Raw genomic sequence first — 21,412 nt, 5'->3', positions numbered from 1 at the left:
CTATTAAACAAAAAATTGATATAATTTTGTCTTTACAAAGCATTGGTGAGGTTTATTGGTTCGCAAAACAAATTTACTAAACCTCTGCTTTGTTTTTTATACTATAGAAACTAGCAACTTGAATTAAATATAAAAAAGGTCCGTGTATTAATGGAAGAGGCAAACTAAATCCTAAAAGATATGGATATTGCCAATATTTTTCGCTAAAAATCAGGTAGTATAAAGAAAGATTGATTCCTATACCAATTAGCCAAAAAAATAGTACTTTATCAGCATTTGTTTTATTGCTTTTACTCAATAAAATAAAAGCTAAAAAAAATGTAATGATGACACCTACAATGTAAATCATACAATTGGATTATTTTTGATTGAAAATTATTGACAACAAAATTAATCTTTTAACTTTTGCCTGATCTATTTCAGGGTAAAATTCAGCATCATTTATCATACTTGTTCAAAAATCGTAAATTAACAGCAAAGTTTAGATGAGATTTTTAATTTCCTGTTGTTCCGGTTTGATAAGATTAAAGCATTCACAAAAGCTTCTTTTATCAATCAAAGCAGTAAAAGAAATTACCTTCAGGCATATTAAGGCCGTTTGAAATAATCACTCAAATGATCATCTTGCCAGCTTTATCTTTTTGTAATAACATATTGCTTTGTATTAAACGCTTTTTGATGATTTAATGGAATGATATAAGTATTTTTTGCTGGCTGTTATCCCTCTATTTTTTTCGATTATGATTATATTTCAATACTTCTGATTCGATTTCCTGTATTGTTTTCTTTTTCCCTTTAGAAATCCATTCTAAAAGTTCTTCTTCAAAAAAATACAGCTTTTTACCATACTTATAACACGGGATTTTTCTTTGCCCTACAAGAGCGTAAATTGTAGGCTTTGCTTTTCCTATTAACCGGCTTACTTCTTCAATACCAATAGGAATACTTTTTTCTTTAGATTCATATACCTGCACATTTTGAATCATAGACTTAATTTCTGCAATTTCTTTGGCTAAGTGTGCTACTGCTTTGGGCAGGTTTTCAAACGAGATTTCATTTATGTCCATAACTATCGTTTTTAATTGTTATGGTGCAAAAGAAAAAAGTGTTTTCACTGTGTCCTAAGCCACAACAAAAACACTTAAAAAACACAGTGCACTTCTAATTACTGATAATTAGTAATAAGTAAAGTCTTCCATAATTTTTATAATGCCTTTTTGATCATCATCTTTCAGATGCGTTTTAATGCTATTCGATTCAACATCTTTTAAGGATTCTGCAAAAGTTAATTTTAAAAATTGTGCGACACTGTCCTGTTTACCTACTTTAAAACAATTCCAGATATTCCAGCCAAAATGATACAAATCGAGATTGGACAGATCTTTTACTTTTACCGGTTTAATCTTTTCGAAATTTACGCCTTCAGCATATATGATTATATTCTTACTCAATTGTTTCAAATCATCATCCGAGGCATAAAGCGCGAACTCCTGCTGTGCATAAAGGATGGCAGCATCAATTCTGGCCTGTTTTTGATTTTTGACTGCATTTTGCCGCTCCTCCCTTATCTGTTCAATATCTCTGGCTGAATTTCTATTTTCAGACAATTCGGGCTTAATTAAAATATCCTGCCGCTCCTCTTCTATTTTTTCAAGGTTCTCATTTGAAATCCGGCTTTCAGCCGATTCATTGTTTTTTGCCTTCAAAAAACGATTCAGCACACCAGTAGCCAAATCGTTAAGAAATAAACTTAGAATTGCAAACACTAAAATTCCAAATCCAGTGCTGATCCAGAAAAATATGCCGGCCGTATATTCATCAGCACCTTTTTCCAGCAGCACCATTCTTCCGATTATGCCAACAAAAACGCAGACTAAAAAAACAGACAGGTAAACTGCAATATATTCGAAGTATTTTGTTTTCATTACGGCTTGTTTTTTAAAGATTCCAATTGTATTGCCTGCGAAGCTCTGTTTTTCTTCTCATCTATTACTTTGGCATAGATTTCAGTAGTTTTTACATTGGTATGCCCCAGCATTTTACTGACCGTATAAATGTCTGTCCCGCTCGATAACTGCAGTGTTGCAAATGTATGACGGAAGCAGTGGAAGGTAATATTTTTTTTAATGCCTGCAGATTCAACCCATTTTTTGAAAGGGCGTGAAATCCACGACGGGTCAGGCAGATCCTCAAAGACAAGCTGTCCGGGAAGCCTCGGTTCTCCGCAGAGATCTAAAGCCTGCTGGGAAATAGGCATGTATTCGACACCCTTTGTCTTTTTCTGCGTGAAATGCAGCTTAGCCCTGCCGTCTTCCAGACTTATCTCCTTCCAGCGGAGCTTCTGAATGTCGGAATGCCTCAGACCTGTAAGCGCTGAGAAAAGCGCCGCTCTTTTAAGGACGTCTTTTTCGCAGGGCGTTTGGGCCAATGCATTCAATTCTTCAATAGTCAGATATTCACGTCTTGAATCTTCATCGGGAATACCCTTTATTTTTGAAGATAAATCAACGGTTAAATATCCGTCGATAAAGGCCTGTTTTAAAGCCGCTTTAAATATGGAAAAATAGGTTCCCGCAGTGTTGCGGGAAATGGTTCCTTTTTTGCCTCCTCCGAGCGGCGCAGCCAGAAGATACAGTTTGAAATCTTCCGCCATTCTACTGTCAATCTGGGAAAATATAAGACTGCCTTTGGAATAGCTTTTTAAAAATTCCCTGGTCCGCTGCCAATTGATCTGAATAGATTTTGAACTTCGGGCGTGTCTTTTAGACGCCGTAGCAGCAATGTATTTAATAAAATCCACTTTCCCTTTTTGTTTCTGCTGAGCCAATAGGTTCTCAGCATCACTGTACAGATCTGTATTATCGTATTCTTTCTGCCGGATTTTACGCACTGCGTCAGCATAGAGCATTATTTCACGGTCGCTCTCGCTTCTGCACATTATAATTCCGTTATCGCTGCGTCTGGGTTTGTAGGATTTTATGCCCTCTGCATCTGTGCGGGCAGTTCTTTTCTTGTCCCACTCCACTGTTGTTACGGTTCTGTTTAAATATTCACGGAATCTCTGGGGCGTTTTCTTTCCACAAACCTCAACAGGATAGCTTTCTATGTAAACATACCATTCTTTTCGGTCTTCTGCTTTTCGCAGACGCACAGTCACCTTGGTTTTTGCTAATTGTTTCATATAAAATCATTTCCGTTATACAAGTTATCAATTTCCGTTTTGGGGGCATATACATGCTTTCCGATCTGTCTGGTTGGGATTGAATATTTCCTGATATGATTGTAGACAGAACCTTCAGATATTTGAAATCTCTGAGCTATTTCACCGATGGAATAGCAGTCTTCTTTTTCAAGGCTGTATAATTTTTTCTTCGGTGCACTTTCAGCCTGCGGCAGGCTGCGGGCAGGGCCGAACATCCCTTCCATGACGCTGCGGTCTATCCTTACAAGGCGGGTTCCAAGATTAACTGACGGAATTTTTCCCTGGCCGACAAGCCTGTAGAGGGTTCTTTTGGCAATGCCAAAAAGCATGCCAGCTTCAGGGACAGAGATAAAAGCCCTTGTCTGGGGTATTTTATCTGCCAGCGCCTTGAGCTCGGCGTCAATTTTAAGTTGCTTCATCTTCTGTTTGTATGCTTTTTTGCTGCATATATGCGAGCAGTAAACAGAAGCCACGGTTTTAGGCAGAAATTCCTCCCCGCAGCTAAGACATTGTTTATTTATTTTTTTCATCATCTTTGTCTCCTCATTAAGATACCATAAGAAGACATAAGTGCCACTTTGTCTCCTTTTAAGTGCCGGTACAAATATGATACAAATATATGGCAAAAAATGATTAAAAAACAGCAGAAACGAAAAAGAATAAAAAAGAAAAACCGCTGCAAACATTTCGTTTACAGCGGTTTAACACTTATTATTAACTGATATTAATCAGTAATTATTTGACTTCTTCGAATTCAACGTCTTCAACATTGTCTCCTTGCGCTTGCTCTTGTTGTGGAGCAGCTGCTTGTTGACCTTGTTCTCCTTGAGCATACATAGCTTCTGTAGCTGTTTTCCAAGCTGCATTGATGTTGTCAAGAGCCGTTTGAATAGCTGGAATGTCTTGAGATTGGTGTGCCATTCTCAATTCAGTTAAAGCGTACTCTACAGCAACTTTGTGGTCGTCAGCTAATTTGCTTCCTAACTCTTTCAATTGACTTTCTGTTTGGAAAATCATGCTGTCAGCTTCGTTTAATTTCTCAGCTCTTTCTTTAGCTATTTTATCAGCATCAGCGTTAGCTTCAGCATCTTTTTTCATTTTTTCGATTTCTTCAGCTGTTAATCCAGAAGAAGCTTCGATACGGATATCGTGAGATTTTCCTGTTCCTTTATCAGTTGCAGAAACTTTGATGATACCATTTGCATCGATATCAAAAGTAACCTCGATTTGAGGAACTCCTCTTGGTGCTGGTGGAATACCATCTAAGTGAAAACGACCGATAGTTTTGTTATCAGCAGCCATCGCTCTTTCACCTTGCAATACGTGAATTTCAACAGATGGTTGAGAATCAGCAGCAGTTGAGAAAACTTGTGATTTTTTTGTTGGAATAGTTGTGTTAGACTCGATTAATTTAGTCAATACACCACCCATAGTTTCGATACCTAAAGACAAAGGTGTAACGTCAAGTAACAATACATCTTTTACATCTCCAGATAAAACTCCACCTTGAATAGCTGCTCCAATAGCAACAACCTCATCAGGATTAACACCTTTAGATGCTTTTTTACCAAAGAATTTCTCTACTTCGTCAGCGATTCTTGGCATACGAGTAGAACCTCCAACAAGGATTACTTCGTCAATATCAGATGTAGATAAACCTGCATCTTTTAATGCTTTAGCAACTGGTTCCATAGAACGTTTTACCAAAGTATCAGATAATTGCTCAAATTTAGCTCTAGATAATTTTTTTACTAAGTGTTTTGGTCCAGAAGCAGTAGCCGTTACGTATGGTAAATTGATTTCAGTTTCAGCAGAAGATGACAATTCAATCTTCGCTTTCTCTGCAGCCTCTTTCAAACGTTGCAATGACATTGGATCTAAACGTAAATCAATACCTTCTTCAGATTTAAATTCGTCAGCTAACCAATCAATAATAACTTGGTCAAAATCATCACCACCTAAGTGAGTATCACCATTTGTAGACAATACTTCAAACACACCGTCTCCTAATTCAAGAACAGAAATATCAAAAGTACCTCCACCTAAATCATAAACAGCAATTTTTTGATCAGTTCCTTTTTTGTCTAATCCATAAGCAAGTGCCGCAGCAGTTGGCTCGTTGATGATACGCATCACTTTAAGACCTGCAATTTCACCAGCTTCTTTAGTAGCTTGACGTTGTGCATCGTTAAAGTAAGCAGGAACAGTAATAACCGCTTCAGTTACAGTTTGACCTAAATAGTCTTCAGCAGTTTTTTTCATTTTTTGAAGTGTCATTGCAGACAATTCTTGAGCAGTGTACAAACGACCATCAATATCCACACGTGGCGTATTGTTGTCCCCTTTTACTACACTGTAAGGAACTCTTTTTGCCTCTTCCTGAGTTTCAGCAAAAGTGTGTCCCATAAAACGTTTAATAGAAGCAATCGTTTTTGTAGGATTCGTTACCGCTTGTCTTTTTGCAGGATCACCTACTTTAATTTCTCCACCTTCAACAAAAGCGATGATAGATGGTGTTGTTCTTTTTCCTTCTGCGTTAGGAATAACAACTGCTTCGTTACCTTCCATTACAGAAACACAAGAGTTCGTCGTACCTAAGTCAATTCCGATTATTTTACCCATTTTTTATATAATTAATTTTGATATACTATTTAATAACTCATGTGGCATAAGTCAATCTTTGTGCCAATATAAAAAACCAAAGTAAATTGTCAGTTTTACTGTCTACACATCAAAAACTAGCTGACAACATGACATTTTACAAACCTGACATTCGTGGCATAACCGTCATTCAGCTGTCATTATCAGGAGAGTTCTCCTGTTATCCACTCTATACTTTTTTACCTGTAAAAAGTAGATAAAAAGAATGCCGATACTAAAAAAGTTTACTGAATCACTATTAAAAATAAGAATATAGCGAAGCAATAATGACTATGCTTTAGTATTCATAAAAAAATTAATATTTCGATATTCTTAAAATTAATTATATTCGTTGCCACATCACTAAACCAAAAATCAAAAAAATGACCCCACAATCCGACAACAATTTTGACCAATTTGAAAAACCGGCAATAATCAGAAGAAAACTTTTGCCCTGGTGGATGAAAACTTTTTGTTGGATTTTTATGATTATGGGGCTTTGCGGACTTATCGCCTTGCCGACAAGCCTTTTTATCAACCGCTTTCATCTGTCATTTTATGGTTTTGAAACAAATGTGCCTATTTCAATTACGGGATTGATAATTATAGCTGTTTTTCTTTTTAAAGGTTTTGCTGCTTACTCGCTTTGGTTCGAAAAAGAAAACGCCATCTCTATCGGCAAATTTGATGCGATCCTCGGAGTTGTACTTTGTCTGATTTCGATGTTTGTAATGCCTTTTATTTCCGACGATAATAAATACGAAATACGTCTGGAACTTTTATTGCTCATCCTCTATTTCAGAAAACTTTCTAAAATAGAATACGAATGGGACAATCTCGAAAGCTTATAAAACTCCTTAAAACATTTTATGCTGCATAAAATGTGCTTTACAATTTTCTCTCAGACTTTAACTTTTCAAAAAAGTCGCCTTTGCTTTTTTATTTGTAATTTCGATTTTCTAAAATTTAAATAAAAAATGGTTTCATTTATTAAAGAAATATCTTTTCGCTGGTCAGATTTAGACCCAAATTTTCACGTTCGTCACAGTGCTTATTACGATTTTGGTGCGCAACACCGTATCGAGATTCTGGAACAATTGGGTTTGACATTAAGAGTGATGCAAACACAAAGTTTTGGACCTGTGCTATTTAGAGAAGAATGCGTTTTTAGAAAAGAGCTAAAACTTTCAGACAAAATATTCATTCATACCAAAACATCCAAAATGAAAGCCGATGCTTCGCGCTGGTCTATCATTCACGAATTTAGAAAAGAAGATGATACACTTTGTGCGGTTATCACTGTTGATGGCGCCTGGATGGATACCAAACTCCGCAAATTAGCATCTCCAACTCCAGAAATTGCTATTCAGGCTTTGAGTATTTTTCCTAAAAGTGATGATTTTGTTGGGCTTTAAAATAAAATCTAAATTTTAACGTAAAAAAAATACCACAAATCAATATCTTTGTTAAAGAAGTAACAAACCTTTAATTCTTTTTTTTGGAGGGATAAAAGTTAAACTAAAAAATAAAAAACATGTTTACAATAGAACAAATAAAAGAAGCACACGCAAAAGTACAAAGCGGTGCAGATTTCCCAAAATACATACAACATCTTATTATTTTGGGTGTAAAAGGCTATGATACTTTTGTAAATGATGGTCATGTAGAATATTATGGTGTCAATAATTACACAGTAACTTCGGATGAAAAATACTCTGAAATTAAAATCGAAGACAAAGTCAATAAAGAACGTTTTATCGAATTTTTGGTTGCCCACCAAGACGGTCAAACCGATTATATTACTTTTTGCAATCAGTCCGGTCAATGCGGAATAGCCAAATGGCGCGTAGATATTATTGAAATGACCTGTACGTACTATGATAAATTAGAAGATGAAATTCTGATTGAAAAAATTCCGGGATAATTATTCCTAATTACAATAAGATGCCACGATTATCATCCATTATAACTCCTGATGAAGCAGTAATAAAGCTAAATTCGCCGGAGATTGTGCTTGTAGATGCCCGCGCCGGAATAAATGCTGAAGAAAATTACAGCAAAGAGCACTTAAAAGGCGCTCGTTTTGTCGATCTCAATCGTGATTTGGCTACGATTACATCTGACCCAGCAAACGGTGGTAGACATCCTTTGCCGTCATTCGAAAAATTTGCTGAAGTGCTATCCAGACTCGGAATTTTGCCGACAAGTCATGTAATTATTTACGACGATAAAAACGGCTCTAATGCGGCAGCTCGCTTTTGGTGGATGCTCAGGGCGATTGGACATGAAAAAGTTCAGGTTATCAATGGTGGCTTGCAAGCGGCTGTAAAAAGTGGTTTCCCTGTGAGTTCAATAGTTGAAAAATACAGCCAAACCGAAAAATATCCTATGGTAGGATGGAAATTGCCTTTGACAGATAGTGATGAAGTCGAAATGGCCCGAAATAATACCCAAAGCATTGTTATAGACGTGCGTGACAAAAATCGATTTGACGGTCTCACCGAACCATTAGACCTCATTGCTGGACATATTCCGGGAGCTATTAATGTTCCGTTTAGCGAAAATTTGGATGAGAATGGTTTTTATCATGATGCTGAAACATTAAAAGAAAAATATTCTCAAATTATTGGCGATAAAAATCCCGAAAATACCATTGTACATTGTGGTTCGGGCGTAACGGCTTGTCATACTTTGTTGGCAATGGACTATGCCGGAATTCCTATTCCTAAATTGTACGTGGGTTCCTGGAGCGAATGGTCCCGCCAAAATAGACCAATGGCAACAAAATAAACAGCATACTATTTTTAATTTTTTTTAATGCAACATTGGGATATTTTACTCTCGAATCAAGTAAACAAAAAGGCTTTTATTGATATTTTGCTCTCTGGCAAAGTAAAAGGAGAATTAGCTATTTTTAACAATAAAAAAGGAGTTCTTTTTTCTGATATTGCTATCGAAAAATTTATCGAACAGGAATATCAGTACGATAGTGTCGAGGCTGCTCAAAATGAACACAGGCAATTGCGAACTTTTTCGTCAGGCGAAAGAAAAAAGCAATTCCTGAAATATTGTCTCGAGAAAAATCCTGATTTTATCATTTTTGATAATCCTTTTGATCATTTAGATCAAGCTTCGCGAACCACTTTGGCGCAGTCATTAGAAAAATTAACGGGTAAGATTGCCATCATTCAACTAGTCAATCGTTGGGCTGATGTACTTAATTTTGTGCCCAATAAAGCCCAAATAATCGATGATTCTTTCGAATTACATTCGATTTCTAAAATAGAAAAAGACTTTAAACCGTTAACGGCAACCCCTATACCTAAAGCGCTCGAGGTACATTCCTTTCACGAAAGTGTATTAGTAAAAATGGAAGCCGTTTCGGTAAGTTATGACGAAAGGAAAATCATAGACAACATTTCGTGGACGATCAAACAAGGCGAATTCTGGCAGCTAATCGGTCCAAATGGTTCTGGTAAAAGCACTATTTTATCTTTGATAACAGGCGATAATCCAAAAGGTTTTGGTCAAAATTTATTTTTATTTGGAAGAAAAAAAGGAAGTGGTGAAAGCATTTGGGACATCAAAAAGCAAATTGGAATTTTTACGACTTCGATGACCGATTTATTTCAAAAAGGCCACACTTTAGAACAAATGATTCTTTCTGGTTTTTTTGATTCTATTGGATTATACACTGAACCGACCAATTTGCAAAAGCAAATCGTAACGCAATGGCTCGAAGTAATAAAAATGAGTACGTTAGCAAAAAAACGTTTTATTGACCTTTCTATAGGGCAACAAAGAGTGGCATTGATTGTTCGTGCCGTCTTAAAACACCCGCCTTTATTAATTTTGGACGAACCTGTAGAAGGCCTCGATGACGAAAATGTAGCTTTGATAATTCAGCTCATCAATACTATTAAACAAGAAACGAATGTAAGTATTTTGTATGTATCACACAGGATAGAATCTGGACTTGCGCCTACTTCTGTGTTCGAATTGACTCCTTCTCTAAATGGATCAACCGGAAAAATAAAGTCCCATAAAACGATAAATTAAAAAAATGAAAATTAAATTTACCCTATTATTAGTTTTTAATCTAATAATGATTTCATGCTCCAATACCATTTCAACTACAAAAAAAGGCTATGCAATAACGCAAAAATCTGAACTAAAATCAGACTGGAATTTAGATTCAAAAGAATGGTTTCTGGAGAAAGATACTTTAATAGGCATTGGAAGTCCTTTGAAATGGAGCGTTTTAGAATCTAAAAAAAAGCTTTCAAAAAATTACGAAATTAATCTTAATGTAAATATGACTCAGGAATCTTTATTTGAAATCATGCTTCATATTGATCAAAATAAATATATTAGAACTTACTTGTATAAAATAGATCAAAATCTTATCATAGGAAGAGGAGTTTACAATAAAAACAGTGACGAGTACGGAAAACATGGAGGTCCAAGTATATTTACCAAGGCAATAAATTTAGAAAACAACAAATGGTATTCGGTTAAAGTTAAAGTTCTCAATAATCATTTATTTTTTTCAGTTAATGATGAAACTTCCTTAGAATGCGCTATCGTTGGTAACAATTTAAGCCAAAAAGGAAAGTTGGGATTTATAACAAACGGAAAGGTTAAAATAACTGATATAATTATTAAAAATTTGAAGTAAAGTATTTAGGTATACTAAAAAAAGCTCCAAAAACAGGAGCTTTTTTTTAGTATACGAATTTTCTAATTGATAAATTATCTAATTAATTTTCTTCCTCATCCATAGTATGTGTCTTTCCATAATTACGCCATTTCTCAATACAATCCTGAAAATCTTGTGGCAATTCGGTATCAAAACGCATCATTTCACCTGTATTCGGATGCACGAAACCCAATGTTTTAGCATGCAAAGCCTGACGAGGCAAAGCTTTAAAACAATTATCTATAAATTGCTTGTATTTGGTAAAAGTAGTTCCCTTTAGAATCAAATGACCGCCGTAGCGCTCGTCATTAAACAACGGGTGACCAATATGTTTCATGTGCGCACGAATTTGGTGTGTTCTTCCGGTTTCCAATCTGCATGAAATCAGAGTTACATAACCAAAACGCTCCAAAACTTTATAATGTGTTATGGCAGGTTTACCGATTTCTGGATCTGCAAAAACCGCCATTTGCATGCGATCTTTCAAGTGCCTTGCCAAATTTCCTTCAATAGTTCCTTCCTCTTCTGCAACATTACCCCAAACAAGGGCAATATATTCGCGTTCAGAAGTTTTAGCTTCAAATTGTTTAGCCAAATGCGTCATTGCGGCTTCCGTTTTGGCCACTACCAAAAGTCCGGATGTATCCTTATCTATTCGATGTACCAAACCGGGACGTTCGCTGCTGTTCATTGGCAAATTATCAAAATGATGTGCCAACGCATTTACCAAAGTTCCGGTATAATTGCCGTGACCGGGATGCACTACCATTCCGGGCTCTTTGTTAATTAGCAATAAAGCCTCGTCTTCGTACACAATGTTTATCGGAAGATCTTCCGGAAGAATATGATTTTCAAACGGAGGATGCGACAGCATTACGGTCACAACATCAAACGGTTTTACTTTATAATTTGATTTTACCGGAATATCATTCACAAAAATATTTCCTTCAGTTGCGGCATTCTGAATTTTATTTCGAGTCGCATTCTGAATCAAATTCATTAAATATTTGTCAATACGTAAAAACGCCTGACCTTTAGGGACTTCAAATCTGAAATGTTCGAATAATTCGTCTTCCAAATCCAAATTTTCAATACTATTATTCATTTGCTGGTGTTTCAGTAGTGGGTACAGCGGTGCTATCCATCGCCTCACCTTCATCTTCGTACGTTGCTTTTCCGTCTCCTAAAACCAAATCAATTTTAGAGGCTTTCAGCACACGATCTCCTACTTTTAAGTTTCTTCCTTTGTAACGCATCTCCAGAACCATATCTTTTCCTAAATTCGGAATATACGTTATCGTACCTTCCTCCAGTCCTAAAGCTTTAAGAGTTGGTACGGCTTCACGATAGGTTTTTTCGATCAAATCGGGAATTCTAACAGACGAGAATCCCGAAGAATTAATTTTAATATATATTTTTCTACCCACTTTTACCTTTGTTCCCGGCAACGGATCTTGCTCAACAACACTGTATTTAGGGAATACACTTTTATAATCAACACTGTCCAGAAGCACATAATCCAAGTCCAGCTCATCCAATTTTTCTTCCACTTGCTCTTCGGTCAGTTTAGCCAAATTTGGCACCTCAATTTCATGCCCATGATCTGTTGTAAAAGTCAACCAATGCATAAACAAATATGCTAAAACCGCAATAATAGCAGCCGCAAGCAATATTTGCAAAAAAAACACACGGCTTGTTAAATAGTTACGTAAACTCATAAATTTATTTTTATTAGAGGCAAAGATAAAGCTATTTCGTTTCAAAAAAAATGATAATTTTGTTTAATGCAAGAAAGAATCAAATTGTCATCCTGAGTATAGTCATTGTCAGGAGCTATTTCCTGCTGTCCGCTGTATTCCCGATTAACAAAAACTACGGCTAAAAAGCCTTGTTTTTCTAAATCGGGAGATGCCGCTCCCATCAGGGCTAGGGCTCTGGGTTTCAAAAAGATATTTTCATTACTATTTGGTATTCTAAAAAAAAGAAATTTTAACAATCTTGTCAGACTGAGCAAAGTCGAAGTCCGACAAAACCTGAAACAAATTAAACGATTAAACAAATAAACATCAAATCAATGAAAAACATAGCCATTATCATGGGCGGATATTCAAGCGAATACAAAATTTCGCTTATCTCAGGAAACGTCGTAAAACAATACCTTGACAAAACAAAATACAACGGATTCCGTATTCATATTTTTAAAGAAAAATGGGTCTATGTAGATGATAATGATGCTGAATTCCCAATTGATAAAAATGATTTTTCTGTCACTGTAAAAGATCAAAAAATCAAATTCGACTGTGTTTTTAATGCCATACACGGTTCACCGGGCGAAGATGGATTAATGCAGGCTTATTTTCAGCTATTGCAGATTCCGCAAACCTCTTGCGATTATTATCAAGCGGCGGTAACCTTCAACAAACGCGACTTGTTATCGATTTTAAAACCATACGGCATCAAAACAGCCATCTCCTATTACCTTAACAAAGGTGATGTAATCAATACAGACGAAATCGTAAAAAAAGTGGGGCTTCCATGTTTCGTAAAACCCAACAAAGCAGGTTCAAGCTTCGGAATCTCCAAAGTAAAAACGGCAGCAGAATTGCCAATTGCTATTGAAGTTGCCTACAAAGAAGACAACGAAATCATCATAGAAAGTTTCCTTGACGGTACCGAAGTTTCGGTTGGTGTCATTAATTACAAAGGAAAAATCACCGTTTTGCCGATCACCGAAATTGTATCAGACAATGATTTCTTTGATTACGAAGCCAAATACGAAGGAAAATCACAGGAAATTACCCCCGCAAGAATTTCAGACGAACTAACGCAAAAAATAAGTGATACCGCCAAACGTGCTTACGAAGTCTTAAAAATGAAAGGCTTCTCTCGAAGCGAATTCATCATTGTAAACAACGAACCACACATGCTGGAGATGAATACAATTCCAGGTCTAACCACAGAAAGCTTGATTCCGCAACAGGCCAAAGCCGCTGGAATTTCTTTAGAAGATTTATTTACCAACGCAATAGAGTTGGCTTTAGTTTAAGATGCTAAGGTTCTGAGATACTAAGTTGCTTAGATCTCAGAACCTTTTTTATCAACATATATATAATTGTAAAACTAAGTCGAACTGAAATCTCAAAATTGATTAATAAAAACAATTCTTTTATCAGAATACAACAAACCTCAGAAACTTAGTAACTAAGAATCTCAGCACCTCAAAAAAATGAAAGATATATTTGAATGGAATAGATTACTTTTCAACGATTTACCTGCGAGTTTCATTTTTGAAGTGATATTTCGTTCCACTATAATGTTCGCCATTTTATTACTGACTTTAAAGCTAGCAGGAAAACGAGGTGTCAAACAATTGTCTATTTTTGAAACCGTGATCATCATTGCATTGGGTTCAGCAGCAGGAGATCCAATGTTTTATGAAGATGTTGGTATTGTACCTGCTGCAATCGTTTTTATTGTAATTATCGTACTATATCGATTGGTAACCTGGTTTACCGGAAAAAGTAAAAAATTTGAAGAATTTATTGAAGGTAAAACTGAATGTCTTATCAAAGAAGGTAAGTTTTCAATTGCTTCATTTAAAAAGGAAAGTCTTGCTCAAGATGAGTTTTTCGCAGAACTTCGCATCAAATCTGTAGAACATTTAGGGCAAGTAAAATATGCTTTTATCGAAACCAGCGGCGAAATAAGTGTTTTCTATTACAAAGAAAAAGAAGTAAAATATGGTCTGCCTATTTTACCGGAATCCTTCAATAAAAAAAGTAAAATTATAAAAAATGATGGCATTCATGCCTGTACATTTTGCGGTCATACTGAAGAACAAAAAGCAGGAACGGCAAAATGTACTGTTTGCAAAAAAGAAGAATGGGTAGAAGCCATAAAGACACTCAGAATAACATAAGTATTCAAATATAAAATCTTACTACCTTAGCCACTCAGAACCTTAGAAACTCAAAAAACAATAAAGCGCAATGTGTTTGACTAAAAAACTTTGAACCTTTGTAACTTTGAACCTCTGAACCTTAAAAAATGAGAAAAGCCATATTTCCAGGATCATTTGATCCGATTACGTTAGGTCACGAAGACATTATCAAAAGAGGAATTTCTCTTTTTGATGAAATCGTTATTGCGATTGGTGTCAATGCCGAAAAAAAATACATGTTTTCCCTAGAAGAAAGAAAACGCTTTATTGAGGAAACTTTTAAAGACGAACCAAAAATCTCTGTTATCACGTATGAAGGATTAACGATTGATTTAGCCAAAAAACTAAAAGCAAATTTCATTTTAAGAGGTTTGCGCAACCCAGCCGATTTCGAGTTTGAAAAAGCCATCGCACACACCAACAGACGCCTTTCTAAAATTGAAACCGTATTTTTATTAACCGCCGCAAGAACATCCTATATTAGTTCGAGCATTGTTCGAGATGTATTGCGCAATGGCGGTGATTACGAAATGTTGGTTCCGGATGCGGTTAGAGTAAAGAAGTAAAATAAAAAATATGAAATTCCAAAAAATAACACTTTGTTTATTAATTTTCAGCTTATTTAGCTGTGCAACTAAAAGTAATTTTTCAAAAAATAATCTCAATAAGGAATACTTTAAAGACAAAACAATTGTATTTTCATTTAATGAAAATAGTGTCAAAAGCACTAAAAAATCTGGTCCAAGAGCAGGAATCGAAAAACGTCCGAATATTAATCAAACTTTCAATGAATCGGTAACACAATTCGCAAAAGAAACTAAAATTAATTTAAAGATTAAATATTTTAAAAATGAAATAATTAATAATTCAGATATAAATGTTGATGTTGAAATAACAGATATTTCCTGGATGTTCAATTTATCATCTGCAACTATGGTATCAACGCTAAATTATAAAATTGGAAATAAAGTTTATAAAAAAGTAGGTATTTATAAGAATATGTCAGGCGGATCTGAAAAAAAGCACATAATTAGATCTTTAAAAACTGCACATTATTCCCTTTTACAAGAATTGCAAAAATAAAATTACATACACTACTAAATATATATCTAATAAAGACAAATAAATACATAAACTTGCAAGCAAAGCCTATTATAAGTAATTTCGGCCTTTCAAATAAACACTAAACAATGAGCATCGAAAGAGAATTAAGCAAACGCAGTGGGTCAAAATGTGAACTTTGTGGCGCAGAAGAAAACCTAAAAGCATATCAGGTATTACCGACTCAAAAAGGTGGTCTCGACGAGAGCATCATGGCTTGTACAACCTGTATTGACCAAATTGAAAACCCAGATAATGTAGATTTGAATCACTGGAGATGCCTGAACGACAGCATGTGGAACGAAAATGTAGCAGTGCAAGTTGTGGCATGGAGAATGTTAAGCCGTATGCGAGCAGCTGGTTGGCCACAGGAATTGCTCGACATGATGTATTTAGATGAAGACACTCTTGCTTGGGCGCAAGCAACTGGCGAAGGCGAAGAAGATGAAAACAAAATCATTCACCGTGATAGTAACGGCGTAATTTTGGAACACGGAGATGCTGTGGTTTTAATCAAAGATCTTAAAGTAAAAGGATCTAGCATGGTTGCCAAACAAGGAACAGCAGTGCGCAACATTAGACTTGACCATGAAAATGCAGAATACATCGAGGGTAAAGTAGATGGACAACAAATTGTAATTATTACTCAATACGTTAAGAAAATATAATTTTTTTAACGTTCGGAGGAGCTAACTGAAAAGGTGCAGCGGTTTTTCTGAAACTTAAAACCTAAAACTTCATAAAACGAAAAAGGCTATTCTTACCGAATAGCCTTTTTTCGTTTTTTTTAGTAAATTATTTTTGAAACAATTTATTGATTTGATCTCTTACAAATGGCTCAGAAATACTGCTTGTAGCAGAAGAATCGTCTTTGTTTGAAACCATAAACTGCACAGTCGCTTTCTCTGGAATCACACTTCCTGTATAATGCAACCAAATATAATTATTAGGTAATTCTAATTTGATATCATACAACGGATTTGCATTAAAACCATTCATAATAATCGTATAAAGACTTGCATAATCATTGTTAACATTCTTGAATGTAAACTTTTTCATAGTTGAAGATTCGTCATCGCTCTGAATAGCAGTATAATACACTGTATATTCATCTCCAATTTTCTGAATGTAGTTGTTATTTACCTTTCCTAATTTCTCTACTGGTACAGTTTCAAGTACTTTTATTTGAGCAAAAGACACAACACTAAACATCAAAACGGCAATCGTAATAATTCTTTTCATAACTAATTTGGGGTTTTTTATTTGGGAATAAAAAAACGGAAAAAATACGAGAAAATCCAGTTTATGGCGTTATTTTATTAACATTTAATTAAGGAAATTGTTTATAATCTGCCATATTAAGACATAATTAACTTAAAATCAATGAATTAAATAGTGAATTAAGTAGTGAATTCAATTAAAAACAAGTCTAAAAAAAATAGTACAAATTTTTTTCAAAAAACACATCCTTTTACCTTTCCTCCTCTTTCTTAACGACTTTTCTAGCCACTTCTATTTTAAATTTTTTGCCTTTCATTTTTTCGTCTTTGATATTTTGAAGCAAATCTTTGACTTTATTAAACTTAACAGCGGCAAACGATATAAAATCTTTGACTTCGATCAGCCCCAAATCTCCTTTTTCGAGTTTTCCTTTTTGAGAAAAGAAACCCACGATATCAATTTTATTAAGCTTTGTTTTCTTTCCGCCACTTATATAAATGGTTTGATATTCGGGCGGTTTTGGCAAAGTTGTCGCATTTTCAACTTTCAAAACATCCATTCCGTAATCAATATAGTCCAATTCTTTTTCACTTTCGTGAATGATAATATACGCCGTACCCGAAGCTTGCATACGCGCAGTACGACCATTACGATGCGTAAACTCGTCTTCTTTTAATGGTAAATGATAATGAATAACGTGTTTCATTTCTGGAATATCCAAACCACGTGCAGCCAAATCGGTTGTAATAAGGTAACTCACACTGCCGTTTCTAAACTGAATCAGAGCACGCTCGCGCTCGTCCTGATCCATCCCGCCATGATAATACGTCGCATAGATACCCTTTTCGTTCAAGGTATCGCTGATGCGTTCTGCGGCATCGCGATGATTACAGAAAATGATAGCCGATTGCGATTTAAGCGAGCAAATTAAGTTGAAGAGACTTCCTAATTTATCTTTTGAAGGCGAGACAATCATCTTCATCGAAAGATTAGACTTTTCTTCTTCCTCAGGAATAAAATCTAACACCGTTGGATTGATTACTCGAGTATATTTCGGAATCTCGATATCGGATGTAGCCGAAACCAGAACACGTTTGTTTAGTTTTGATAATTTGCCAATGATGTACGACATCTGCTCATGAAAACCCAATTGCAACGATTTGTCAAATTCATCCAAAATCAAAGTCTGAATTTTATCGGTGCGAAAAGTTTCTCTGTCAATATGATCCGCAATTCTACCCGGAGTTCCAATCAAAACGGCTGGCGGATTGCTCAAATTCTTGATTTCGGTATCTATAGAGTGTCCTCCGTAGCAAATATTTACTTTATAATCGGTACCCATTTTTTTCCAGACCTGCTCGATTTGCAGACCTAATTCACGCGAAGGCACCAAAATCAAACATTGTACCGAGAGAATTTCGGGTTGTAATAATTCTAAAATAGGCAACAAAAAAGCCAATGTTTTTCCTGACCCTGTCGGGGAAAGTAACAAAACATTGTTATCGTTCAAAATAGCGTCTTGCGCTACTTCCTGCATTTCGTTTAGGCGCTCTATTCCTAAATTCGAAAGTATATTATTGGAATGGTGTTTTTTATTCATTTTGCAAAAGTAGTTAAAAAAAGTTGTTTGAGGTTTTTCTTGTTTCAGGTTTCAGGTTTATTAACCGCAAAGACACAAGGAATAGCACAAAGTTCATCAACTTGAAACCTGAAACTTCAAACAAATAAAACTAAAACCTTTATATTTGATACCTATAAAAACCAAAATCATGAAACTTTTTACATTGCCCATTTTACTTTTCACCATCGCAATTTTCGCTCAAAACACTAAAAAATACGATACTTTTTTCGAAAAAGGAAACGGCAACCAAGCTGCTTCTTACCCTGAAACTATTGCCTATTACAAACTTTTAGCAACTGATTTTACCACTATAAAGATGGTCGAAATGGGACTGACAGACTCTGGAGAACCTTTGCACATGATCATTTATAATCCTGAGAAAGAATTTGATTTTGAGAAAATTCAAAAGAATAAAGCCGTACTTTTTATCAATAACGGAATTCATGCCGGTGAGCCCGATGGTATCGATGCGACGATGCAATTGTACCGAGATTTAGCTATCGGAAAAATAAAAAGTCTAAAAAATACGGTACTTGTTTGCATACCGGTCTATAATATTGGAGGCGCTTTGAATCGAAATTCGACTACAAGAGCCAATCAGGACGGGCCAGAAATTTACGGTTTTAGAGGCAACGCCCGAAACTATGACTTGAATCGCGATTTGATGAAATCGGACACTCGAAATACTAAGAGTTTTGTCGAAATTTTCCAGAAGATAAATGCCGATGTTTTTATCGATAATCACGTGAGCAATGGTGCCGATTATCAATACAAACTCACGTATATTATGACGCAGCACAACAAATTAGGAAGCGTTTTGGGCGACTTTATGAATGCCGAAATGATGCCTGCTTTGGTAAAAGATTTACAAAACAAAAAGATAGAAACCACGCCTTATGTCGACTCTTTTAGAGACACTCCAGACAAAGGATTTGGGCAGTTTGTCGATAGCCCGAGGTATACTACGGGTTACACATCACTGTTTAATACCATTGGGTTTGTGGTAGAAACACACATGCTAAAAAAATATGCCGAGCGTGTAAAAGTAACCTACGAATACATGAAAACAACTCTCGATTTTACCGATGCAAATTATCAAAAAATCAAAGCGCTTCGTGTGCAAAACCTGCAACAATACCAGCCCAAAAAAACCTATACTTTGCAGTGGGCATTAGACAGTACAAAAGCCACCACCTTTTCGTTTTTAGGGTATGAAGCCGGCTACAAAAAGAGCGAGGCCACGGCAGGAAACCGATTGTATTATGACCGTAGCAAACCGTACAAAAAAGACGTTCCGTACATCAAAGAATTCAAGTCGGTTAAGGAAGTTGTGATTCCGAGTGCTTATGTCGTTCCGAGAGGCTATTGGAATATTATTGACCTGCTAAAAAACAATGGAATCACTTATAAACAGTTTCAAAATGATACGATTATTGAAGTTGAAAGTTATAAAATGGCGAGTTTCAAAACGGTTCCCAACGCCTATGAAGGACATTATTTGCACTACAATACTGCTGTAAATTCTACCCTTATAAAAATGGCTTTTGCCAAAGGCGATTATCTAATACCAACCCAACAAAAAGGTGTAAAATATCTTGTAGAAGCTTTTGAACCCGAAGGTGTTGATTCTTTTTTTAATTGGAATTTCTTCGACCCTATTTTGCAACAAAAAGAGCATTATTCTAATTATATCTTTGAAGATACTGCAGCGCAACTTCTTAAAGACAACCCCGCTCTAAAAGCTGAATTGGAAACCAAAAAACAAACCGACACCGAATTTGCAAAAAGCCCCGAAGCCCAGCTAGAATGGATTTACAAACATTCTGTTTATTATGAAAAGGCACATTTGCAATATCCTGTTTATAGGGTTTTGTAGATTTTAACCGGAAAGTTTTTTTAACGCAGAGTTCGCTAAGTTTTTTAATTTTAAGTACTTTTTATAAACGCTGAGATCGCAAAGCTATTCGTAAAAAATCAACACAGGTTAATTTTCAACAAAATACTATATATTTGAATCTTTATTAAATCAAAAAATGAGTACAGAACTTATCATTTCAATTCTAGGTGCAATTACAGCAATACTAGTTTCTTTCATCGGTGCATTTCTAGCCAATAAAAACAATGTTATTCTTCAAACAAAAAAATTGAAAGAAGAACATTATGTTGCTTATATAGAAGCTTTACATTATTTGGCTGGAAATAATTCCGATACAGCAGCAACTGAAAAATATGTATTTGCAAGGAATAAAATTTTTATAATCGCTGGTGAAGACGTAATAATTAAAATGATTCATTATGAAGAAGAAGCATTTGGTAAGCCAAATGATTTACATGATAAATATTTAACTGAATTAATTAAAGAAATACGAAAAGATTTGAAAATCATCGATAAAAATTTCCCGAGAATCTATCTAAAAAAAGTCTAAGCTGACGCTAGCATTGAAACTTTTATTTTGCCTTTTTTAAATTGTGATAGATCTAAAAATCACTCTCGCAATACTCATTTGCACGTAAAACCTCTTCTGAACGTCAAATTTGGCGTAGCTGACACCAAGTTTGACGTTATTTGGTGCATTGTTGAGGTTCTGAGCCCCGTGGATGGGGTTCTGAACCCCAAATTTGACGTCTGGTAACGTATAATTTGACGTCTGGAACGTCATTTTTGACGTCTGGAACGTCATTTTTGGGGTTCGGAACCCCAAATTTGGCGTCTGGTAACGTATAATTTGACGTCTGGAACGTCATTTTTGACGTCCGGAACGTCATTTTTGGGGTTCGGAACCCCAAATGAGGGGTTTTAAACTCCTCGACAGCTCTAAAATCATGCATAAACTGATGGTTTAAAGCAAAATTATCTTTTTAAAGGTATTATATTTGAGAGATTTAAACTCCCATCTATTCCGAGTGTCCCGTTCTTGAACACAATCTAAATCAACTATATCTAAAATTTAAAATAGGCACGAGCAGGATGCTCGCACTAGCGCAGGA

General features: G+C 35.5%; 25 protein-coding genes. 13 read left to right on the top strand and 12 right to left on the bottom strand.

All coding sequences use genetic code 11. The annotated features are described in order from the left end of the window. Window positions 1-76 precede the first annotated feature (76 nt). The 6 genes from J3495_RS16545 to dnaK all read right to left on the bottom strand — a co-directional run bounded on the left by J3495_RS16545 (window position 77) and on the right by dnaK (window position 5,824). Window positions 77-349, bottom strand: a complete 273-nt coding sequence (locus J3495_RS16545; RefSeq protein WP_210667682.1) for a hypothetical protein — start codon at window positions 347-349, stop codon at window positions 77-79. Window positions 350-725: 376 nt separating this feature from the next. Next, complete coding sequence (locus J3495_RS16540; protein ID WP_210667681.1) at window positions 726-1,067, bottom strand: helix-turn-helix domain-containing protein; 342 nt, start codon at window positions 1,065-1,067, stop codon at window positions 726-728. Window positions 1,068-1,175: 108 nt separating this feature from the next. Further along, window positions 1,176-1,925 (bottom strand): AAA family ATPase, encoded by a 750-nt coding sequence (locus tag J3495_RS16535; protein WP_210667680.1) that lies wholly within the window; start codon window positions 1,923-1,925, stop codon window positions 1,176-1,178. Continuing rightward, window positions 1,925-3,181: a site-specific integrase gene (locus tag J3495_RS16530; RefSeq protein WP_210667679.1), complete on the bottom strand. Its 1,257-nt coding sequence runs from the start codon at window positions 3,179-3,181 to the stop codon at window positions 1,925-1,927. The genes J3495_RS16535 and J3495_RS16530 overlap by 1 nt, the downstream gene beginning before the upstream one ends. Continuing rightward, complete coding sequence (locus J3495_RS16525) at window positions 3,178-3,888, bottom strand: helix-turn-helix domain-containing protein (protein WP_236025491.1); 711 nt, start codon at window positions 3,886-3,888, stop codon at window positions 3,178-3,180. Before J3495_RS16525 ends, J3495_RS16530 begins: the two co-directional genes overlap by 4 nt. A 49-nt stretch (window positions 3,889-3,937) precedes the next feature. Beyond that, window positions 3,938-5,824, bottom strand: coding sequence for a molecular chaperone DnaK (gene dnaK, locus J3495_RS16520; RefSeq protein WP_210667678.1), 1,887 nt, complete (start codon window positions 5,822-5,824; stop codon window positions 3,938-3,940). Between the two features lie 401 nt (window positions 5,825-6,225). On the opposite strand from dnaK, the gene J3495_RS16515 reads away from it, so the two are divergent. The 6 genes from J3495_RS16515 (at window position 6,226) to J3495_RS16490 (ending at window position 10,520) form a co-directional block, all read left to right on the top strand. Further along, window positions 6,226-6,693, top strand: coding sequence for a hypothetical protein (locus J3495_RS16515; protein WP_210667677.1), 468 nt, complete (start codon window positions 6,226-6,228; stop codon window positions 6,691-6,693). 126 nt (window positions 6,694-6,819) lie between these two features. Further along, complete coding sequence (locus J3495_RS16510; protein ID WP_210667675.1) at window positions 6,820-7,257, top strand: acyl-CoA thioesterase; 438 nt, start codon at window positions 6,820-6,822, stop codon at window positions 7,255-7,257. A 119-nt stretch (window positions 7,258-7,376) separates the two neighbouring features. Further along, window positions 7,377-7,766 (top strand): DUF1398 domain-containing protein, encoded by a 390-nt coding sequence (locus J3495_RS16505; protein ID WP_210667673.1) that lies wholly within the window; start codon window positions 7,377-7,379, stop codon window positions 7,764-7,766. A gap of 20 nt (window positions 7,767-7,786) precedes the next feature. Continuing rightward, window positions 7,787-8,632, top strand: a complete 846-nt coding sequence (locus J3495_RS16500; protein WP_210667671.1) for a sulfurtransferase — start codon at window positions 7,787-7,789, stop codon at window positions 8,630-8,632. Between the two features lie 27 nt (window positions 8,633-8,659). Next, window positions 8,660-9,901, top strand: coding sequence for an ATP-binding cassette domain-containing protein (locus J3495_RS16495; protein ID WP_210667668.1), 1,242 nt, complete (start codon window positions 8,660-8,662; stop codon window positions 9,899-9,901). Window positions 9,902-9,905: 4 nt separating this feature from the next. Further along, window positions 9,906-10,520 (top strand): hypothetical protein, encoded by a 615-nt coding sequence (locus J3495_RS16490; protein WP_210667666.1) that lies wholly within the window; start codon window positions 9,906-9,908, stop codon window positions 10,518-10,520. An 82-nt stretch (window positions 10,521-10,602) separates the two neighbouring features. Here the strand turns inward: J3495_RS16490 and J3495_RS16485 are convergent, their stop codons facing one another. From J3495_RS16485 to J3495_RS16475, 3 genes are read right to left on the bottom strand one after another with little or no spacing between them, the layout of a single operon-like run. After that, window positions 10,603-11,646, bottom strand: coding sequence for an RluA family pseudouridine synthase (locus J3495_RS16485; RefSeq protein ID WP_210667665.1), 1,044 nt, complete (start codon window positions 11,644-11,646; stop codon window positions 10,603-10,605). After that, window positions 11,639-12,259: a PASTA domain-containing protein gene (locus J3495_RS16480; protein ID WP_210667663.1), complete on the bottom strand. Its 621-nt coding sequence runs from the start codon at window positions 12,257-12,259 to the stop codon at window positions 11,639-11,641. Before J3495_RS16480 ends, J3495_RS16485 begins: the two co-directional genes overlap by 8 nt. Before the next feature lie 41 nt (window positions 12,260-12,300). Further along, complete coding sequence (locus J3495_RS16475) at window positions 12,301-12,486, bottom strand: hypothetical protein (RefSeq protein WP_210667660.1); 186 nt, start codon at window positions 12,484-12,486, stop codon at window positions 12,301-12,303. 129 nt (window positions 12,487-12,615) lie between these two features. Here J3495_RS16475 and J3495_RS16470 point away from each other — a divergent pair, with 129 nt between their 5' ends. The 5 genes from J3495_RS16470 to J3495_RS16450 all read left to right on the top strand — a co-directional run bounded on the left by J3495_RS16470 (window position 12,616) and on the right by J3495_RS16450 (window position 16,250). Next, complete coding sequence (locus tag J3495_RS16470) at window positions 12,616-13,587, top strand: D-alanine--D-alanine ligase (protein ID WP_210667658.1); 972 nt, start codon at window positions 12,616-12,618, stop codon at window positions 13,585-13,587. A gap of 180 nt (window positions 13,588-13,767) precedes the next feature. Next, window positions 13,768-14,460 (top strand): DUF421 domain-containing protein, encoded by a 693-nt coding sequence (locus J3495_RS16465; RefSeq protein ID WP_210667657.1) that lies wholly within the window; start codon window positions 13,768-13,770, stop codon window positions 14,458-14,460. 128 nt (window positions 14,461-14,588) lie between these two features. After that, entirely contained in the window at window positions 14,589-15,047 is a 459-nt protein-coding gene (gene coaD, locus J3495_RS16460) for a pantetheine-phosphate adenylyltransferase (protein ID WP_210667656.1), read from the top strand. Between the two features lie 10 nt (window positions 15,048-15,057). Then, a complete protein-coding gene (locus J3495_RS16455) occupies window positions 15,058-15,564 on the top strand; it encodes a hypothetical protein (protein ID WP_210667655.1) in 507 nt (168 codons plus the stop codon). A gap of 107 nt (window positions 15,565-15,671) precedes the next feature. Beyond that, window positions 15,672-16,250, top strand: coding sequence for a PhnA domain-containing protein (locus J3495_RS16450; RefSeq protein ID WP_210667654.1), 579 nt, complete (start codon window positions 15,672-15,674; stop codon window positions 16,248-16,250). Window positions 16,251-16,377: 127 nt separating this feature from the next. Here the strand turns inward: J3495_RS16450 and J3495_RS16445 are convergent, their stop codons facing one another. After that, entirely contained in the window at window positions 16,378-16,824 is a 447-nt protein-coding gene (locus J3495_RS16445; protein WP_210667653.1) for a hypothetical protein, read from the bottom strand. 229 nt (window positions 16,825-17,053) lie between these two features. Further along, the gene (locus tag J3495_RS16440; RefSeq protein WP_210667652.1) at window positions 17,054-18,403 is read right to left on the bottom strand and encodes a DEAD/DEAH box helicase; all 1,350 of its coding nucleotides are present in this window, start codon (window positions 18,401-18,403) and stop codon (window positions 17,054-17,056) included. Between the two features lie 169 nt (window positions 18,404-18,572). Here J3495_RS16440 and J3495_RS16435 point away from each other — a divergent pair, with 169 nt between their 5' ends. Next, on the top strand, window positions 18,573-20,300 hold the full coding sequence (locus J3495_RS16435; protein WP_210667651.1) for a M14 family metallopeptidase: 1,728 nt from the start codon (window positions 18,573-18,575) through the stop codon (window positions 20,298-20,300). A 157-nt stretch (window positions 20,301-20,457) separates the two neighbouring features. Next, a complete protein-coding gene (locus J3495_RS16430) occupies window positions 20,458-20,850 on the top strand; it encodes a hypothetical protein (RefSeq protein WP_210667650.1) in 393 nt (130 codons plus the stop codon). A gap of 136 nt (window positions 20,851-20,986) precedes the next feature. Here the strand turns inward: J3495_RS16430 and J3495_RS16425 are convergent, their stop codons facing one another. Then, window positions 20,987-21,169, bottom strand: coding sequence for a hypothetical protein (locus tag J3495_RS16425; RefSeq protein WP_210667648.1), 183 nt, complete (start codon window positions 21,167-21,169; stop codon window positions 20,987-20,989). Window positions 21,170-21,412 lie beyond the last annotated feature (243 nt).

The sequence above is a fragment of the Flavobacterium geliluteum genome (assembly GCF_017948595.1).
Lineage (GTDB): Bacteria > Bacteroidota > Bacteroidia > Flavobacteriales > Flavobacteriaceae > Flavobacterium > Flavobacterium flavipigmentatum.
This window is presented reverse-complemented; position numbering and strand designations above follow the sequence as displayed.

Coding starts and splice junctions, on each gene's coding strand:
- J3495_RS16545 (WP_210667682.1), bottom strand. CDS start 349: ATGATTTACATTGTAGGTGTCATCATTACATTTTTTTTAGCTTTTATT.
- J3495_RS16540 (WP_210667681.1), bottom strand. CDS start 1,067: ATGGACATAAATGAAATCTCGTTTGAAAACCTGCCCAAAGCAGTAGCA.
- J3495_RS16535 (WP_210667680.1), bottom strand. CDS start 1,925: ATGAAAACAAAATACTTCGAATATATTGCAGTTTACCTGTCTGTTTTT.
- J3495_RS16530 (WP_210667679.1), bottom strand. CDS start 3,181: ATGAAACAATTAGCAAAAACCAAGGTGACTGTGCGTCTGCGAAAAGCA.
- J3495_RS16525 (WP_236025491.1), bottom strand. CDS start 3,888: ATGTTTGCAGCGGTTTTTCTTTTTTATTCTTTTTCGTTTCTGCTGTTT.
- dnaK (WP_210667678.1), bottom strand. CDS start 5,824: ATGGGTAAAATAATCGGAATTGACTTAGGTACGACGAACTCTTGTGTT.
- J3495_RS16515 (WP_210667677.1), top strand. CDS start 6,226: ATGACCCCACAATCCGACAACAATTTTGACCAATTTGAAAAACCGGCA.
- J3495_RS16510 (WP_210667675.1), top strand. CDS start 6,820: ATGGTTTCATTTATTAAAGAAATATCTTTTCGCTGGTCAGATTTAGAC.
- J3495_RS16505 (WP_210667673.1), top strand. CDS start 7,377: ATGTTTACAATAGAACAAATAAAAGAAGCACACGCAAAAGTACAAAGC.
- J3495_RS16500 (WP_210667671.1), top strand. CDS start 7,787: ATGCCACGATTATCATCCATTATAACTCCTGATGAAGCAGTAATAAAG.
- J3495_RS16495 (WP_210667668.1), top strand. CDS start 8,660: ATGCAACATTGGGATATTTTACTCTCGAATCAAGTAAACAAAAAGGCT.
- J3495_RS16490 (WP_210667666.1), top strand. CDS start 9,906: ATGAAAATTAAATTTACCCTATTATTAGTTTTTAATCTAATAATGATT.
- J3495_RS16485 (WP_210667665.1), bottom strand. CDS start 11,646: ATGAATAATAGTATTGAAAATTTGGATTTGGAAGACGAATTATTCGAA.
- J3495_RS16480 (WP_210667663.1), bottom strand. CDS start 12,259: ATGAGTTTACGTAACTATTTAACAAGCCGTGTGTTTTTTTTGCAAATA.
- J3495_RS16470 (WP_210667658.1), top strand. CDS start 12,616: ATGAAAAACATAGCCATTATCATGGGCGGATATTCAAGCGAATACAAA.
- J3495_RS16465 (WP_210667657.1), top strand. CDS start 13,768: ATGAAAGATATATTTGAATGGAATAGATTACTTTTCAACGATTTACCT.
- coaD (WP_210667656.1), top strand. CDS start 14,589: ATGAGAAAAGCCATATTTCCAGGATCATTTGATCCGATTACGTTAGGT.
- J3495_RS16455 (WP_210667655.1), top strand. CDS start 15,058: ATGAAATTCCAAAAAATAACACTTTGTTTATTAATTTTCAGCTTATTT.
- J3495_RS16450 (WP_210667654.1), top strand. CDS start 15,672: ATGAGCATCGAAAGAGAATTAAGCAAACGCAGTGGGTCAAAATGTGAA.
- J3495_RS16445 (WP_210667653.1), bottom strand. CDS start 16,824: ATGAAAAGAATTATTACGATTGCCGTTTTGATGTTTAGTGTTGTGTCT.
- J3495_RS16440 (WP_210667652.1), bottom strand. CDS start 18,403: ATGAATAAAAAACACCATTCCAATAATATACTTTCGAATTTAGGAATA.
- J3495_RS16435 (WP_210667651.1), top strand. CDS start 18,573: ATGAAACTTTTTACATTGCCCATTTTACTTTTCACCATCGCAATTTTC.
- J3495_RS16430 (WP_210667650.1), top strand. CDS start 20,458: ATGAGTACAGAACTTATCATTTCAATTCTAGGTGCAATTACAGCAATA.
- J3495_RS16425 (WP_210667648.1), bottom strand. CDS start 21,169: ATGACGTTCCAGACGTCAAATTATACGTTACCAGACGCCAAATTTGGG.